Consider the following 16,630-nt stretch of genomic DNA (forward strand, 5'->3'; position numbering starts at 1 on the left):
AGGGTCGTCATGCACGGGCCTCCGCCGTCTGTGCCGCCAGTTCCCGGGCCCGGGCACGGGCCCAGGTCTCCGCTTCGAGGACGTCCGGCACGGTGAGCGAGGTTCCCGCGCGCGGGGTGCCGTGTTCCTCGACGACCCTCGTGACGGTCTCCATGATCCCGTTGAACGGCAGCGCGCCCTTGCGGAACGCCTCCACGCACTCCTCGTTGGCGGCATTGAACACCGCCGGGGCCGTCCCCGCGAGCGCGCCCACGTGCCGGGCGAGGCTCACCGAGGGGAAGGCCTCGTCGTCGAGCGGGAAGAACTCCCACGTCGACGCCTTGCTCCAGTCGAAGGCGGGTGCCGCGTCGGGCACCCGCGCGGGCCAGCCGAGGCCGATGGCGATGGGCCCGCGCATGTCGGGCGGCGTCGCCTGCGCCAGTGTCGATCCGTCCGTGAACTCAACCATCGAGTGGACATACGACTGCGGATGCACGACCACCTCAATGCGGGAGAAGGGAATGTCGTAGAGGAGGTGGGCCTCGATGACCTCCAGGCCCTTGTTGACGAGGGTCGCGGAGTTGATCGTGATGACCGGGCCCATGGCCCAGGTGGGGTGCGCGAGGGCGTCCTCCACGGTCACGTGCGCCAGCTGCTCCTTCGTACGGCCGCGGAAGGGGCCGCCGGAGGCGGTGACGACCAGCTTGCGGACGTCGGCGCGGGTGCCGGCCGCGAGGCACTGGAAGAGCGCCGCGTGCTCGGAGTCGACCGGGATGATCTGGCCGGGCTTGGCGAGCGCCTTCACCAGCGGGCCGCCGACGATGAGCGACTCCTTGTTGGCGAGCGCGAGGGTGCGGCCCGCCTCCAGGGCGGCGAGGGTGGGCGCGAGGCCGATGGAACCGGTGATGCCGTTGAGGACGGTGTGGCTGTCGGAGGCGGCGAGCTGGGTGGCCGCCTCCGGTCCGGCGAGGATCTCGGGGAGCGGCTCGGCGGTGCCGTACTCGCTGCTCAGGGCCGCTCGCAGGGCCGGTACGACGTCCTCGCGGGCGACCGCGACGGTCCGCACCCGCAGTCGGCGGGCCTGCTCGGCCAGGAGGGCGACCCGGCCGCCGTTGGCGGACAGGCCGGTCACCCGGAAGCGGTCCGGGTTGCGCAGCACGAGGTCGATGGCCTGGGTGCCGATCGACCCGGTGGACCCGAGGACCACCACGTCCTTGGGGCCGTCGCCCGCCACGGGGTCGTAGACGAGATGCGGGTCGGCGAGGAGGGCTGGACTGTCGCTCATCCCCCCATTGTCGCCGCAACGCCCGCGGGTGTGGACAGGGTGTCCCCCCACGGTCCCCCGCACGGGGGGCTCTTGGGGGGACACCCGGGGCCGGGTGTGCGCGGTCTCACCTGATCGTGCGATGGACGTTCTCGTGTTCGGACGGTCCCGGAGTGGCGTCGGCGATCCAGGGGCCCTCGCCGGAGGGGTCGACGATGCCCTGCTCCAGCCACTCGTAGGTGCCCGCGAGGACGCCCTTGACGACCTTGTGGTCGAGGGCGTCGGTGTTGGACCACAGGCGGCTGAAGAGTTCCTCGACCCGGATGCGGGACTGGCGGCAGAACACGTCCGCGAGCTGGTAGGCCTCGCGGCCGTGCTCGCCGCGGGAGCGCAGCAGCTCGGCGCGCACGCAGGCGGCGCTCATCGCGAACAGTTCGGCGCCGATGTCGACGATCCGGCCGAGGAAGTTCTGCTTGGTCTCCATGCGGCCCTGCCAGCGGGACATGGCGTAGAAGGTGGAGCGGGCCAGCTTGCGGGAGTACCGCTCGACCTGGCGCAGGTGCGGGGAGAGGTCGACCTCGTGCTTGAACTCGGTGAAGGAGTTCGGGAGCTGACCGGGTCCCGCGACGAGTCTGGGCAGCCACTTGGCGTAGAAGACGCCCGCGTTGGCGCCCGCCCTCGCCTTCTCCTGGAGGGACTTGTCGGGGTCGATGAGGTCGCCGGCGACCGAGAGGTGGGCGTCGACCGCCTCTCGGGCGATCAGCAGGTGCATGATCTCCGTCGAGCCCTCGAAGATGCGGTTGATGCGCAGGTCGCGCAGGACCTGTTCGGCGGGGACCGCCCGTTCGCCGCGGGCGGCGAGGGAGTCGGCGGTCTCGAAGCCGCGGCCGCCGCGGATCTGGACCAGTTCGTCGGCCATCCGCCAGCCCATCTCGGAGGCGAAGAGTTTGGCCAGGGCGCCCTCGATGCGGATGTCGTTGCGGTCCTCGTCGGCCATCTGGGAGGACAGGTCGAGCACGGCCTCCAGGGCGAAGGTCGTCGCCGCGATGAAGGAGATCTTGGCCCCGACCGCCTCGTGGCCGGCGATCGGCCTGCCCCACTGCTCGCGGGCCGCCGACCACTCGCGGGCGATCTTCAGGCTCCACTTGCCCGCCGCCACGCAGGAGGCGGGCAGCGAGAGCCGGCCGGTGTTGAGGGTGGTCAGGGCGATCTTCAGGCCCGCTCCCTCGGGGCCGACGCGGTTCGCGGCGGGCACCCGGACCTGGTGGAAACGGGTGACGCCGTTCTCGATGCCGCGCAGTCCCATGAAGGCGTTGCGGTGCTCCACCGTGATGCCGGGCGAGTCGGCCTCCACCACGAAGGCGGTGATGCCGCCCTTGTGGCCCTCGCTCCTCGGCACCCGGGCCATCACGACCAGCAGGTCGGCGACCACGCCGTTGGTGGTCCACAGTTTCACCCCGTCGAGGACGTAGTCGTCCCCGTCCGGTACGGCGCTCGTGGCGAGGCGGGCCGGGTCGGAGCCGACGTCCGGCTCGGTGAGGAGGAAGGCGCTGATGTCGGTGCGGGCGCAGCGCGGGAGGAACCGCTGCTTCTGCTCGTCGGTGCCGAACAGCTTCAACGGCTGCGGTACGCCGATCGACTGGTGTGCCGAGAGCAGCACGCCGACCGCCGGGCTGGCCGAGCCCACCAGGGCCAGTGCCTTGTTGTAGTACACCTGGCCCAGACCGAGCCCGCCGTACTTGGGGTCGATCTTCATGCCGAGGGCGCCGAGTTCCTTGAGGCCGGCCACGACCTCGTCGGGGATGCGGGCCTCGCGCTCGATGAGGGCGCCGTCGACGCGCGTCTCGCAGAACTCGCGGAGCTTGGCGAGGAACTGCTCGCCGCGCCGCACGGCCTCGTCGGCGGGAAGGGGGTGGGGGTGGATGAGGTCGAGGCGGAAACGGCCCAGGAACAGTTCCTTGGCGAAGCTGGGCTTGCGCCAGTCCTGTTCCCGGGCGGCCTCCGCCACCTGACGGGCCTCACGTTCGGTGACGACGGGCTTCTTGAGGGGTGGTGCGGACATGAGGCTCACCTCGCCGCGAATCGGGATCTCGGACCACATTGGTTACCGATGGGCGCTACCCGATCGTTGGTACCCGATCCCGGGCGAGCCCACCACCCCTCGCGCGTCCGATCGGCCGACGCCGGCCGCGTACGACGTGGGGTCCGGGCGGCCCGTTCCCTCGGTGACCTCGTGCCGGACCCGGTTCCGCACACGTACGTGACGTCGGTGAGGAGCTTGCGCCGGACGGGTGCCTGGCCGAGGTCGTCCAGGTCGGGGGTCGCGCCGGCGGTGTTCGCGTGGTGGTGGTGCGGTGCCGCGGACGGGTGGACGCTCCGTCGATGCCGCCTCTTCGAGCGTGCCGGCGCGAACGACGCGCGCCGCGCGAGGTCCCTCGCCGTCCGGGAAAGGCCGGCCCGCGGTGTTGCGTCGGGGGCCCTCGCGGGGGGACGGTTCGGGTACGCCCCGCCCGTCGGTCCGGGCACGCCCCCCGGTGGCCGCCGTGGGCGCGGAGGGTTGCCCCGGCCGCGGAATCCGGCCTGCGGATCCGTGCCGTCGAGGGCGTCCGGAAACGCTGTCGAAGCGCTTCGACAACCTATGGACACCCACTCGCGCTAGAGCTACTGTCAAAGCACCCTCACCCGCCCTTGTTCCCCCTGCGCACTGTCGAAGCGCTTCACACATCTTGGAGAGCTGGATGGTCACCCTCGCCGAGGTCGCCCAGCACGCCGGAGTCTCGGCGAGCACGGTGAGCTATGTCCTCAGCGGCAAGCGGTCCATCTCCGCGACCACCCGGGAGCGGGTGGAGCAGAGCATCCGCCACCTCGGCTACCACCCGAACGCGGGCGCGCGGGCCCTGGCCAGCAGCCGGTCGAACATCATCGCGCTGATGATCCCGCTGCGCACCGACATGTACGTGCCGGTGATGATGGAGATCGCCATCGCGGTCGCCACCACGGCCCGTACGCACGGCTACGACGTCCTGCTGCTGACCGGCGAGGAGGGCCCCGACGCCGTTCGCCGGGTGGCCGGCAGCGGGCTCGCCGACGCGATGATCCTGATGGACGTCCAGCTGGACGACGAGCGGCTGCCGCTGCTGCGCGGTGGGGGCGCCCCCGGCCGAGCCGCGTCCGGACCGGGGGACGAGCAGCCGTCGGTCCTGATCGGGCTGCCCGCCGACACCACCGGCCTGACCTGTGTGGACCTCGACTGGAGTGCGACCGGCGCACTGTGCGTGGAGCACCTGGCGACCTACGGCCACCGCGACATCGCTGTCATCGGCGAGGCGCCCGCGGTGTACGAGCGGCACACCGGCTTCGCCGAGCGCACCCTGGACGGTCTCCGGTCGCGGGCGAAGGAGCTGGGGGTGCGGATGCTGCACCGCCCGTGCGAGAACGGGTACGACGCGATGGCGGTGACGCTGGCGCGGATCCTCGACGAGCGGCCCGGCACGACCGGCTTCGTCGTGCAGAACGAGTCGGCGGTCGAGCCGCTGCTCGCGCTGTTGCGGCAGCAGGGCCGGGCCGTCCCCGAGGACGTGTCGGTGGTCGCCATCTGTCCCGACCAGGTCGCCGTGCAGGCGTCGGTGCGGCTGACGTCGGTCGCCATCCCCGCGCAGGAGATGGGGCGGCGGGCCGTGGAGCACCTGGTCGCCAAGCTCGACGGCCGGGGTGACGACGACGTGGTGCTGCTCGCCCCGGAACTGACGGTCCGCGCGAGTTCGGGCCCCGCGCCGACCGCTTCCTGACCCGCCTCGCCTCCCGCACGTCCCCCGCACACCCGCGAACCTCACCGGTGCCCGCCCGTGGCACCCCCATGTCTCACTCCTCCAGGAGCACAGGAGCACGCCACGTGAATCAGCCTGCCGAGAACCAGCCCCAGGTCAGCCTGGCGCAGTCGTCCCCCACCGTCGGTACCTTCCGGGAGCGGGACGGTGCCCTGGAGTGGAGCGGCCGTCAGGAGACCGTCCGCGTCGAGCCGTGGGGTCCGGACGGGGTCCGGGTCCGTGCGCGACTGGGCGGGCCCGTCCTCGACGGCCTGCCCGGCGCACTGCTCGCGCAGGCGCCGCCGGCCTCGTCCACGGTCAAGATCGAGGACGGTCGGGGGCGGCTGACCGTCGGCGCGCTGACCGTGGAGGTGGACGCCGAGGGCCTGATCCGGTTCCTGGACACCGGCGACGACCGGGAGCTGCTGGCCGAGGAGCGCGCGCACTTCTGGTGGCCCGGCCCACGGCTCTACACGGCCGTCGGCAACGGCCACCACCGCCTGGAGCAGCGGTTCGCCGCCTACGACGACGAGAAGCTGTACGGCCTGGGCCAGCACCAGCACGGGCGCCTCGACCAGAAGGGCCTGGTGCTCGACCTGGTCCAGCGCAACGCCGAGGTCGGCATCCCCGTGCTCACCTCCAGCCGCGGTTACACGCTGCTGTGGAACAACCCGGCGATCGGCCGCGTGGAACTGGCGCACAACGGCACCCGCTGGGTGGCCGACTCGGCCCGGCAGATCGACTACTGGGTCACCGCGGGCACCCCGGCCGACGCCCAGCGCCGCTACAGCGCGGTGACGGGCCGTACGCCGATGCTGCCGGAGTGGGCGGCGGGCTTCTGGCAGTGCAAGCTGCGTTACCGCACCCAGGACGAACTCCTCGCGGTGGCACGGGAGTACAAGCGGCGCGGGCTGCCCCTGGACGTCATCGTGTGCGACTTCTTCCACTGGACGCATCTGGGCGACTGGAAGTTCGACCCCGCGGAGTGGCCGGACCCGGCCGCGATGGTGAGCGAACTCGACGAGCTGGGCGTCAAGCTGGTGGTGAGCGTCTGGCCGTCGGTGTCCCCGCTGTCGGAGAACCACCAGCTGATGGAGCAGCGCGGCTACTTCATCGGCACCCAGTACGGCCCGATGGCGCACGCCGACTGGCCGGACAAGGAGGTCGCCTCCACGGTGCAGGTCGCCTTCTACGACGCCACCAACCCCGATGCCCGTGAGTTCGTGTGGTCGCGGATCCGCGACAACTACCTGGCCCCGTACGGCATCACGGCGTTCTGGCTGGACGCCTGCGAGCCGGAGCTGAAGCCGGGCTTCCCGGAGAACCTGCGGTACTGGGCGGGGCCGGGCCTGGAGGTCGGCAACATGTATCCGGCCGAGAACGCCCGGACCTTCTACGAGGGCCTGCGCGCGTCCGGCCGCGGCGGCGACGAGATCATCACCCTCAACCGCTCGGCGTGGGCGGGCAGTCAGCGCTACGGCGCCGCCCTGTGGTCGGGTGACATCGGCACGGACTTCGCGACCCTTCGCCGGCAGATCGCGGCCGGCCTGAACACCTCCCTGTCGGGGATCCCGTGGTGGAACACCGACATCGGCGGCTTCCACGGCGGGGACCCGGACGACCCGGAGTACCGCGAGGTGATGGTCCGCTGGTTCCAGTTCGGCGCGCTGTCCCCGCTGATGCGCCTGCACGGCTTCCGCGACCCGGGCATGCCGCTGGGCCCGGAGATGACCGGCGGCCCCAACGAGGTGTGGTCGTACGGCGAGGAGGCCGGCGCGGTCCTGGAGAAGTACCTGCGGCTGCGGGAGCGGCTGAGGCCGTACGTGCTCCAGGTCATGCGGGAGGCGCACGAGGAGGGGCTGCCGGTGATGCGGCCGCTGTTCCTCGAGTTCCCGGACGACGAGGCGGCCTGGTCCGTCGACGACTCCTACCTCTTCGGCCGGGACCTGCTGGTCGCGCCGGTCCTCACGGCGGGTGCGACGGCCCGTACCGCCTACCTTCCGGCGGGCGCGCGGTGGACGGACGCGTGGACGGGTGAGACGTACGAGGGCGGTACGGCCGTGACGGTCGACGCGCCGCTGGACCGGATCCCGCTGTTCCTGCGGGACGGGGCGCGGCTGCCGGTGGCCGAGTAGCCGCGCCGGGCGCACGGAGAACGCGGCCGGTCCCCTTGGGGGAGGGACCGGCCGCGTTCCCGTGCGGTGCGGAGGGGGCGGGGATGCGCACGGTTTCCGTGGTGTCCCCACCCCGTCCGGTCAACTGCTGCTGACGGTCAGGTTGTTGGTGCGGAAGTCGAGGCCGCCCGAGGACGAGGTGATCTCGAATCCGAACTGGACGTCACCGATGGTCTCGTTGCCCATCCAGCCCTTGGTGTCCTTGATCCACTTGAGGATGGGGAGGATCTGGACGGTGCCGGAGGACGAGTTCGAGGTGCGGATGAAGGAGAACACCTCGTTGGCGCCGTTGCTGCCCTTGTAGACGGTCCAGGTGTGACCGCCCAGCGTCACGTTGCCCTGCGAGGTGCCGAGGGGCCCGACGGCTCCGGTCTTGTTGACCCAGAGCATGATCTCGTAGTCGTAGTCGGTGTCCCAGATGTCGTACGAGGAGTTGTAGGCGCCGGACGACGGGACGGTGACGTTGTAGCTGCTGCTGAGGGAGCCCAGCGAGGTGATCGTCTTGTTGATCACCTTCTTGGAGTTCGGGTAGGACTTGATGCCGCCGGTGTTGGGGTGGTTGGCCCAGACGCCCCAGTTGGTGCCGGAGTTGGCCCAGGCGCACTGGCTGCCGGCCCCGGATCCCCAGATGTTGTTGTAGAGCGTGTAGCCGTTGAGGCTGGTGTTGCCCCACTGGTCGCAGGAGTTCCAGACGGCTGCCTGGGCGGGGGCCGCGGCGAGGCCGACGGTGGCGCCGAGCGCCAGGGCGGGGGCGAGCAGGGCCTTGGTGACCCTGCCGAGCGTGCGAGATGCCATGGTGTCCCTTCCATGGGTGGGGGGAAATGCGGGGAATTGCGGGGAGTTACCACGTCCCCAGGGTGAGGACGTGGTCTTCTCCGGCGACGAGGTCGAGCGGCTCCGTGCCGGAGGAAGTCAGGATGTCGATGCGGTGCGTGCGGTGCGGCCGCAGGACGGCGCGGGCTCCGTGGGGGCCCCAGGCGAGGTCGAGGTCGGCGCCGAACCGGGTGCGCACGCCCCGGAGTTCGCCCGCCGCGAGGGCGGGGCAGGGGGCCGGCAGCAGGACCAGCCGGTCGGGGGTCGACTGGACGAGCGCCTCGATGAGCACGGCGGGCAGCGTGTGGGCGGCGTCCGCGTTGTAGACGTGGCGGTGGGGGTAGTGGGCGCTCATCAGGGAGGTGTGGAAGAAGTCGCCCTCCAGCACCCGGGCGAGGGCCTCGCCGACGCGTCGGCCGTCGCGCAGCCGGGCCGCGACCAGCGCGTGGTGGAGGTGGCCGTGCGCGGAGTCGTTCTCGGAGCCGCGCAGTTCGAGCGCCCGGTGGGCGGCGGCGGCCAGCCGCGGGGTGTCGTGGGGGTTGATCTCGTCGAGGGGCCAGACGGCGTAGAGGTGGCTGAGGTGGCGGTGGTCGTAGGTGTCGTCCAGGCCGGGCCAGGCCCATTCGGCGAGGGCGCCGTCGGCGTTGGTCCGGTGCGGCGGGAGGCGGTCGGCGAGGGCACGCCAGCGGGCCGCGTGGTCGGGGTGGTAGGCGGCGGCGGTGAGGAGCGCGTGCCGGGCGGCGGAGAGGTCCATGGCCGCGTTGACCGCCCCCCAGCTCGCGCCCGCGGGCCGGTTCTCCGGCGAGTAGGACGGGACGACGACGAGGTGCCCGTCGGCGTCGGTGCGGGTGAGGAAGTCCTCGTAGAAGAGGGCGACCTCGGCGAGCGCGGCGGCGGTGCGCGGATCCTGTTCGCCCCGGGTGTCGTCGTGGTCGACGAGCGGCTTGAGCAGCCAGTCGGCGCCCGCCGTCCACAGGTGGAGGGGGTACTCGCGGCTGAAGTGGTACGTCAGTCCCGACTCGCCGTCGGTGTGCGGCGGGGCGACGACGCCTCGGGCGCCGAAGATCGCGCGGGCGTTCTCGCGCCAGTCCTCGGCCTGCCCGTGGATCAGGGCGGCGAGGGCCGCCGTGACCTCGGGCAGGGCCCCGGCCGCCGCCGAGGCCGTCTGGAGGTTGAGGTTGGCGTCGGTGGTGAAGGCGCCGGCCCAGGCGGTGTCCCAGTCGCCGGTCCACAGGCCGGTGAGGCGGGGCGGGAGGAGGCCGCTCGCGCTGAGGAGGTGGTAGCGGCCGGCCGCGAAGAGACGCTCCAGCAGCGCCGGGCTGCCGGGACGCCCCAGCAGTTCGGAGCCGGGCAGGGCCCGTTCGTCCGGGTCGGCGGCGAGGTTGAGGCCGACGCGTTCGTAGGCGGTGCGGTGGAGTGCCGTGTGCCGGTCGAGGAGGTCGTCGTACGACCGTCCGGCCAGGACGGCGCGCAGGGCGCGGGTCTCCTCGGTGACGTCCAGGTCGCCGGTGTGACGGCGGACGCGGGTGAGGAGCAGGACGGAGTCGGCGCCCTCGACGCGGGCGCCCGGAGCGGCGAGGGAGAGCCGGCCGCCGGTCACCGCGACGAGGGTGACGCCGGTGTACGCGCGGTCGCCGTCCGGGTAGCGGGCGCGGATGCTGAGGACGGCGCCCTCCGGGGTGAGGAGCGCGCCGTGGCCCACGCCCAGGCCCGCGGGCACGTTGGGGAGCCGGTGGTCCAGGGTGATGTCGAGGGTGGGTCCCGGCGCGGCGATGTGCTGGACGATCACGTCGTCGGCGCGGGAGACGTGGACGCGGCTCGTCCAGCCGGCGGTGGCGGCGGTGACCTCGCCGGTGGCGAAGTCGACGCCGCGGCGGTAGCCGCGGGCTCCGGCGTCCGGCCGCCGGAGCCGGATCTGGAAGGCGGGGTGGAAGGGCTGCACCCATTGCAGGGGCCGGCCGTCGGTGAAGTCCTCGGCCGCCGTGAGGTCTCCGGCGAGCAGCCGGTCCTGGAGGGCGGGGAGTTCGTCGGCGAGCCGTGGGGGTTCGGCGTGTTCGGCGCCGTTGGGGCGGACGAGCGTGTGATGGGTGACGATCACGCGGTCGTCGGCCGGGTCCCCGAACGCGAGGGCGCCGTGGTGGCCGTTGCCGCTGAGGAAGCCGTCCTCCCAGCGGGCGGCCGGGCGGGGCTCCCAGGTGCCGTGGACGGGGCCGGCGGTCATGACGTCAGCACCGCGACGCCGTAGCGGCCGAGGGTGAGCCCGTCCGTGACGTGGGCGTCCGTCAGGAGGTCCCGGTGGGTTCCCGGCACCTCGACGGTCACGGACTCGCGCCCGTGGTTGAGCAGGAACAGCAGGTCACCGCGGCGGACCGCCTCGACCTGGCCGGGCAGGCCGTCGAGCACCGGGGCGGCTCCCGCGCCGGCCGCGATCCGGGCGAGCAGCTCGCGCAGGGACTCGGGCTCGGGGAGCGTCGAGACGTACCAGGCGCGGTCCTTGCGGAGCACGGCGGGCAGGCCGTCCAGGTCGCCGCCCCGATAGGAGGCCTCGGCGACGGCGTCTTCGGTCTTCTCGATCTCCTCCGACCACAGGGTGCCGCGGAAGCCGTCGCACTCGGCGTGCTCCCCCGGGTCCAGCGGCCACCACTCGTGGAGGGTGCGGATGCCGAACAGCTCGCGCAGCCGGGCGTCCATGCCGCCGGCACGGACCCGGTCGTCCTCGTCGGCGACGCCGGTCAGGAAGCCGCTGACGAGGGTGCCGCCGCCGCGGACGTAGGCGAGGAGGTTGTCGATCGCGGCGTCGGTGAGGAGGTAGAGCTGCGGGACGACGACCAGCCGGTAACGGCCGAGGTCGTGTTCGGGGTGGGCGAAGTCGGTGGTGAGGTGGGACTCCCACAGGGCGCGGTGCCAGGCGTGCAGGACGGCCGGGAGGTCGACGTGCACGGAGAGCCGGCCCTCCTGCGAACCCGCCCACCAGGCGTGCCAGTCGTGCAGGACGGCGATGTCGTTGTCCGTGTGCCGTCCCGCCACCCGTGACGAGATCCTGGCCAGGTCGGCGCCGAGTTCCTTGACCTCCTGGTAGGTACGGCCCTCCTCCCCCGCGTGGCCGACCATGCCCGAGTGGAACTTCTCCGCGCCCTGGCGGGACTGGCGCCACTGGAAGTAGCAGACGGCGTCGGCGCCCCGGGCCACGGCCTGGAGGGACCAGAGCCGGTTCAGGCCGCGCGGCTTGGGGTGGTTGACCCCGCGCCAGTTGACCGGGCCGGCCGCCTGTTCCATCAGCATCCAGGGGCCGCGGGCCTGCGAGCGGGTCATGTCCTGGACGAGGGCGCCGTGCTGGGCGCCGATCGGGTCGCGGGGGTCGGGGTAGAGGTCGACGGAGACGACGTCCTCCTCACCGGCCCAGCGCCAGGCGTCCTGGCCGGCCCACAGGGGCATGAAGTTGCTGGTCACCGGGGTGTGCGGGGTCGCCCGGCGGACGATGTCCCGCTCGGCCGTGAAGCACTCCAGGAGCATGTCGGAGGTGAACCGCTTGAAGTCCAGCACCTGGGTGGGGTTCTTCAGGTAGTGGGCGTGGCGGGGGGTGTGTATCTCGGCCCAGTCGCCGTAGCCCTGGCTCCAGAAGGCGGTGCCCCAGGCCTCGTTGAGGGCGTCGAGGGTGCCGTAGCGGGCCCGGAGCCAGTGGCGGAAGCGGGCGGCGGCCTCGTCGCTCCAGTCGTAGGTGCAGTACTCGTTGTTGATGTGCCACATGGTGAGGGCGGGGTGGCCGCCGTACCGGGCGGCGAGGTCCTCGGTGATGGCGGCGGCGAGACGGCGGTAGGTGGCGCTGGAGTGCGAGAAGTGCTGGCGGCCGCCCCACCACTCGGTGCGGCCGTCCTGGTCGACGGGGAGCGTGTCCGGGTGGAGGTGGCCCATCCAGGGCGGCGGTGAGGCGGTGGGGGTGGCCAGGACGACTCCGACGCCGTGCTCGTGCATCAGGTCCATCAGCCGGTCCAGCCAGCCGAACTCGCGTGCTCCGGGGCGCGGTTCGAGCTTCGCCCAGGAGAAGACGCCGACGGTGACGGAGTTGACGCCGGCCGCCTTCATCAGCCGCACGTCCTCGTGCCAGGTCTCCTCGGGCCACTGCTCGGGGTTGTAGTCGCCGCCGTAGAGGATGCGGCCGTTGGTGACCGTGCTCAGGCCGGGCATCAGGCGGGCTCCCCGTACTGGATGCCCCGCCCGTTGGTGGCGAGGTAGACGCGGCCGTGGATCCGGGGGTCGCCGGTGATGACCTCGCCGGTCCAGCCCCACTGGTGCCGGTCGTCGTTGATCCGCACCCAGGTCTTCGCGCCGTCGTCGGAGCGGTAGACGGCGGTGATCGTCTCGGTGGAGCCGACCTGGTAGACCGCCGGGTAGTCGGCCCCGTCGGCGGCCTTGCCGAAGCCGAGGGTGTAGGAGGCCCAGCAGCTGTCGACCTTGGTGAAGGAGGCGCCGCCGTCCGTCGACCGGTACAGGCCGTTCCACTTGGCGCTCAGCCACAGGTCGCCGGAGCGCCCCGGTGCCGCGACGATCTTGAACTGGGTGTCACCGGCGGGGAGTCCGGTCGCCCGCGCGGCGAAGGTAGCGCCGCCGTCGGTGCTGGCCAGCAGGGTGCCGGTGTCGGTGTCGTAGGCGTAGAAGACCGCCGGGTCGGCCGGGTCGGCGACCGGCGCGGCGCCCTTGGGGAAGGAGGGGACCTCGGTCCAGGTGGCGCCGTCGTCCGCCGAGCGGTGCGCCGGATGGCGGGTGCCGTCCCAGTGCACGAAGGACCACAGCAGCACACCGCCGTCGGCGCCGACGGCGATCGGACCCGGCGCGTCCTTGGCGATGGCGGGCTGGGCGGCGAAGGGCGCCCAGGTCCGGCCGCCGTCCCGCGAGAGGGCGCCGTTGCCGTGGTCGCCCCAGCCCGCGCGGACCACGTACGACGGCCTGCGCGCGGCCTGCGCGAGCCCGGTCGCCGAGCCGAAGACGGGGTGGGTGGCCATGCCGCGCGACGGGGAGGAGGTCAGCCGCTCGTGGTACATCACGCCGATGTCGCCGAGCCCGCTGATCAGGTGCGCCTCGCCGGTCGGCGGCGAGATCAGCTGGCGTACGGCGGTCTCCTCCAGACCGCGGATCCGCGGGGCCCAGTGCCTGAGGTCGCGGGTGCCGTAGAGGGTGGCGCCGGTGCCGTACACGACGTGCTTCGAGTCGTAGGGGTCGACGGCCACCGTCTGGATCCACCAGCCGAACTTGGGACGGTCCTCGCCCCAGGTGAGGTACGGCGTCTCGGAGACGTCGAAGACCGCGGAGTCCTTGAGGGAGGTCCAGGTACGCCCGCCGTCGGTGGTGCGGTACAGGGTGTCGACCGCCGTCCAGCGGTTGTTGGTGGAGACGACGACGGCACCGGGGCGGCGGGCGTCCACGGCGACCCCGCCGTAGCCGAAGCTGTCGGTGGAGCCTCCGCCGCCGCCCCCGTCCGTCGTGCCGCCGGGCTTCACCGGCGTCACCTCGGTCCACTTGCCGGTGACCGTGGCCAGCTTGTGCACGCTGCCGTCGGACTGGCCGTTGGGGCCGGGGGCGTCGGCGTACGTCACGTACAGCTCGCGCGTGTGCCGGTCGTAGGCGGCACGGACCGGGACCTTCGCGGCGGTGCCGGCGGGCTGTCCGGGGACGGGCTGCCAGGTGGTGCCGTCGGCCGTCCGGAAGAGGGCGGGCCGCGTGCCGTCCGAGTCGCCCCAGCCGGCGTAGAGGGTGCGGCCGGCCGCCACCAGGAGGGTCACGCCCTGGCCGGCGGGGTTCGGGGCGGCCGGGAAGGTGTCCGCCGTCTTCCAGGTGGCGCCGCGGTCCGTGGACTTCAGCAGTCCGTCGTGCCGGGTGCCCAGCCAGAGGGTGTCGCTGTCGCGCGGGTCCACCAGGAGGCGCTCGCCCGTGCCGCGGCCGTCCTCGTTGGCGCCGAGCTTCACGGTCAGGTCGGTGCGGGCCCACGTGGCGCCGCGGTCCTCGGAGCGCAGGACCGCGCCGTTGCCGGCCCAGGACTGGGCGTAGGTGCCGAGGGCCAGGTAGACGCGGTCGGGGTGCGTCGGGTCGACGGCGACGGCCTCGACGCCGAGCAGGTTCCAGTCGTCCCAGCCGAGGTGGTCGGTGAGGGGCGTCCAGCGGGCCGTGCGGTCGTCCCACCGGTAGGCGCCGCCGATGTCCGTACGGGCGTAGGCGAGGCCCTTGACGGTCGGGTGGAAGAGGACGCCGGTCACGAAGCCGGTGCCGCCGATGACGGCGGTGCGCCAGCGGTAGGGGCCGGCGGGGGGACGCGCCTGCTCCGCGGCGTGAGCGGGGCCCTGGAGGACGGGAGCGGCGGTGAGGGCCGCGGCGGCGGCCGTCCCGGCCAGGACGGTGCGGCGGGAGAGGGGGGAGGGGGACACGGGTGACCTCGCAGGGGACTCGGGGAGGGGGCCGGGGTGCGTGGTGCGGGTCGGTGCGCCCGCGTGCGTGCGGCGGGCGACCGGAGTGGGGCGGCGGGCCGCGGCGGACTCACCGGGGCGCGGGGAGCCGGGCGACCAGCCACCGACGGCCCGCGGACGGCCTCGCTCCCGGTTCGACCGGCGGAGCCGTTCTCAGCCCTTCACCGCCCCCGTCAGCATCCCCTTCTTGAAGTGCTTCTGGACGAACGGGGACAGCACCGCCACCGGCAGCAGGGCCATCACCATGACGGCCATCTGGACGGCCAGCGCCGACAGTTGGCCGGTCTTGATGGCCTGCCCCATCCCGACCGGTGCCTCCTGCTTCTGCACCAGCTGGATCATGACGTTCTGGAGCGGCATCATGTCCTGGTCGTTGAGGTACAGCGAGGCGTTGAACCAGGCGCTCCAGTAGCCGACGGCGTAGAACAGCGTGATCACCGCGAGGACGGCACGCGACAGCGGCATGACGATCTGCCAGAGGATGCGGAAGTCCCCCGCCCCGTCGATCCGCGCGCTGTCGACGAGTTCCTGCGAGATCCCCATGAAGAAGCCGCGCAGGACCAGGATGTTGAAGACGCTGATCGCGCTCGGGAGGATCAGCGCGAGGTAGGTGTCCGTCAGGCCGAGGGACTGCACGAGCAGGTAGGTCGGGATCAGTCCCGCGCTGAAGAACATCGTCGCCAGCAGGGTCATGAGGATCCAGCGGTGGGCGAGCGATCCCGAGCGGGAGAGCCCGTAGGCGCAGAGCACGGACACCGTCATCGAGAACGCCGTGCCGACGACGGTGATCAGGACGCTGATGACCGCCGCCCGGGTGACCTGGCCGCCGCTGAGCAGTTCCCGGTAGGCGATGAAGTTGATCTCCTTGGGGATCAGCACCAGGCCGCCGGCCTCGTCGATGGTCTTCCGTGAGGAGAGACTGGTGACGAGGACGATCCACAGCGGGAAGACGATCGCGAGGCAGGCGAAGCCGAGGGCGATGCCCTTGCCGGCGAGGCCGGCCCTGCTGGGCTCCTCCTCCCACACGGGCCGCGGCGGAGCGGCCCACCTACCCGGCGCGCGCACGGGTCCGCCGGCCACTGGCCTGTCGGTGACAGCGCTCACTTCTTGTACACCCCCTGCTCGCCCATGAGATGGGCCACCTTGTTCGCGACGAGCACGAGGCCGAGGCTGATCACGCCCTTGATCAGACCGGCGGCGGCCGCGTAGCCGAAGTCCTGGTTGCGGACGCCGTTCCACCACACGAAGGTGTCGAGGACCTCGGACGCCCCCGGTCCCACCGCGTCGCGTTGCAGCAGGATCTGTTCGAACCCGACGGTGAGGGCGTCGCCGACCCTGAGCACCAGCAGCAGGGCGATGACCGGCCGCAGGGCGGGCAGGGTGACGTGCCACATGCGGCGCCACCGGTCGGCGCCGTCCATCGCCGCCGCCTCGTACAGGTCCGGGTTGACCGAGGCCAGGGCGGCGAGGAAGACGATGATGCCCCAGCCGGCGTCCTTCCAGACGCTCTGCGCGGTGACGAGGAACTTGAAGGTCTCCGGGTCGGTCATGATGTCGATGCCGTCGTACCCGTGCTGGCGCAGCAGTTGGGCGAGGATGCCCGCGCCGCCGAACAGCTGCTGGAAGACGGCGATGACCAGCACCCACGAGAAGAAGTGCGGCAGGTAGAGGATCGCCTGCGACACCGCCCGCACCCGGGGCCTGACGACGCTGTTGATGAGCAGCGCGAGCATGATCGGGATCGGGAAGTAGAGCACCAGCTGGAGGAAGAACAGCACCAGGGTGTTCTGGACCGCCTCCCAGAACGCCGAGTCCTCGAACAGCCGCTGGAAGTTCTCCAGACCCACCCACGGGCTGTGCAGGATGGAGACGACGCCGTTGTCACTGATGTAGGGGTCGTAGTCCTGGAAGGCGACCACGTTGCCGAGGATCGGCACGTAGTTGAAGAGCAGGACGAGGGCGACCGCGGGCAGCGTCATCAGCAGCAGGACCCGGTCGCGCCGGAACCTGGTCCCCAGGCTCAGCTTGCCCGAGGGCCGTCTCCCCGCGGCACCGGTGGCGCCGCCGGGCGTCGCCGGGGTCTTGTCCGTCTCGTCGTCGGCCTCGGGCCTGCTCCGAGGCACCGTGCTGTGGGACACG

Annotated in this window: 10 protein-coding genes; 2 read left to right on the plus strand and 8 right to left on the minus strand. The window is 72.4% G+C overall.

Translation table 11 applies throughout. The features are described 5' to 3' along the window. Positions 1 to 7 precede the first annotated feature (7 nt). On the minus strand, positions 8 to 1,264 hold the full coding sequence (gene dxr, locus ACFYO5_RS31845) for a 1-deoxy-D-xylulose-5-phosphate reductoisomerase (RefSeq protein WP_388715444.1): 1,257 nt from the start codon (positions 1,262 to 1,264) through the stop codon (positions 8 to 10). A gap of 106 nt (positions 1,265 to 1,370) precedes the next feature. Next, the gene (locus ACFYO5_RS31850) at positions 1,371 to 3,305 is read right to left on the minus strand and encodes an acyl-CoA dehydrogenase family protein (RefSeq protein WP_388715447.1); all 1,935 of its coding nucleotides are present in this window, start codon (positions 3,303 to 3,305) and stop codon (positions 1,371 to 1,373) included. 676 nt (positions 3,306 to 3,981) lie between these two features. On the opposite strand from ACFYO5_RS31850, the gene ACFYO5_RS31855 reads away from it, so the two are divergent. Together ACFYO5_RS31855 and ACFYO5_RS31860 are read left to right on the plus strand one after the other, a co-directional pair. Then, positions 3,982 to 5,031 carry a LacI family DNA-binding transcriptional regulator gene (locus tag ACFYO5_RS31855; protein ID WP_388715450.1) on the plus strand — a complete coding sequence of 350 codons (1,050 nt, stop codon included), beginning with the start codon at positions 3,982 to 3,984 and terminating at the stop codon, positions 5,029 to 5,031. Between the two features lie 104 nt (positions 5,032 to 5,135). Then, positions 5,136 to 7,184, plus strand: a complete 2,049-nt coding sequence (locus tag ACFYO5_RS31860) for a TIM-barrel domain-containing protein (protein WP_388715453.1) — start codon at positions 5,136 to 5,138, stop codon at positions 7,182 to 7,184. Positions 7,185 to 7,304: 120 nt separating this feature from the next. Here the strand turns inward: ACFYO5_RS31860 and ACFYO5_RS31865 are convergent, their stop codons facing one another. The 6 genes from ACFYO5_RS31865 to ACFYO5_RS31890 form a co-directional block, all read right to left on the minus strand. Then, on the minus strand, positions 7,305 to 8,018 hold the full coding sequence (locus ACFYO5_RS31865; protein ID WP_388715456.1) for a hypothetical protein: 714 nt from the start codon (positions 8,016 to 8,018) through the stop codon (positions 7,305 to 7,307). A gap of 46 nt (positions 8,019 to 8,064) precedes the next feature. After that, a complete protein-coding gene (locus ACFYO5_RS31870) occupies positions 8,065 to 10,257 on the minus strand; it encodes a glycoside hydrolase N-terminal domain-containing protein (protein ID WP_388715459.1) in 2,193 nt (730 codons plus the stop codon). Beyond that, on the minus strand, positions 10,254 to 12,221 hold the full coding sequence (locus tag ACFYO5_RS31875) for a beta-galactosidase (protein ID WP_388715463.1): 1,968 nt from the start codon (positions 12,219 to 12,221) through the stop codon (positions 10,254 to 10,256). Before ACFYO5_RS31875 ends, ACFYO5_RS31870 begins: the two co-directional genes overlap by 4 nt. Further along, on the minus strand, positions 12,221 to 14,452 hold the full coding sequence (locus tag ACFYO5_RS31880) for a WD40/YVTN/BNR-like repeat-containing protein (RefSeq protein WP_388715467.1): 2,232 nt from the start codon (positions 14,450 to 14,452) through the stop codon (positions 12,221 to 12,223). Before ACFYO5_RS31880 ends, ACFYO5_RS31875 begins: the two co-directional genes overlap by 1 nt. A gap of 192 nt (positions 14,453 to 14,644) precedes the next feature. Then, positions 14,645 to 15,595: a carbohydrate ABC transporter permease gene (locus ACFYO5_RS31885; protein ID WP_388715470.1), complete on the minus strand. Its 951-nt coding sequence runs from the start codon at positions 15,593 to 15,595 to the stop codon at positions 14,645 to 14,647. Continuing rightward, a complete protein-coding gene (locus tag ACFYO5_RS31890) occupies positions 15,592 to 16,629 on the minus strand; it encodes an ABC transporter permease (protein WP_388715473.1) in 1,038 nt (345 codons plus the stop codon). The genes ACFYO5_RS31885 and ACFYO5_RS31890 overlap by 4 nt, the downstream gene beginning before the upstream one ends. Position 16,630 lies beyond the last annotated feature (1 nt).

It is taken from the genome of Streptomyces sp. NPDC006259 (assembly GCF_042870975.1).
Classification (GTDB): Bacteria; Actinomycetota; Actinomycetes; order Streptomycetales; family Streptomycetaceae; genus Streptomyces.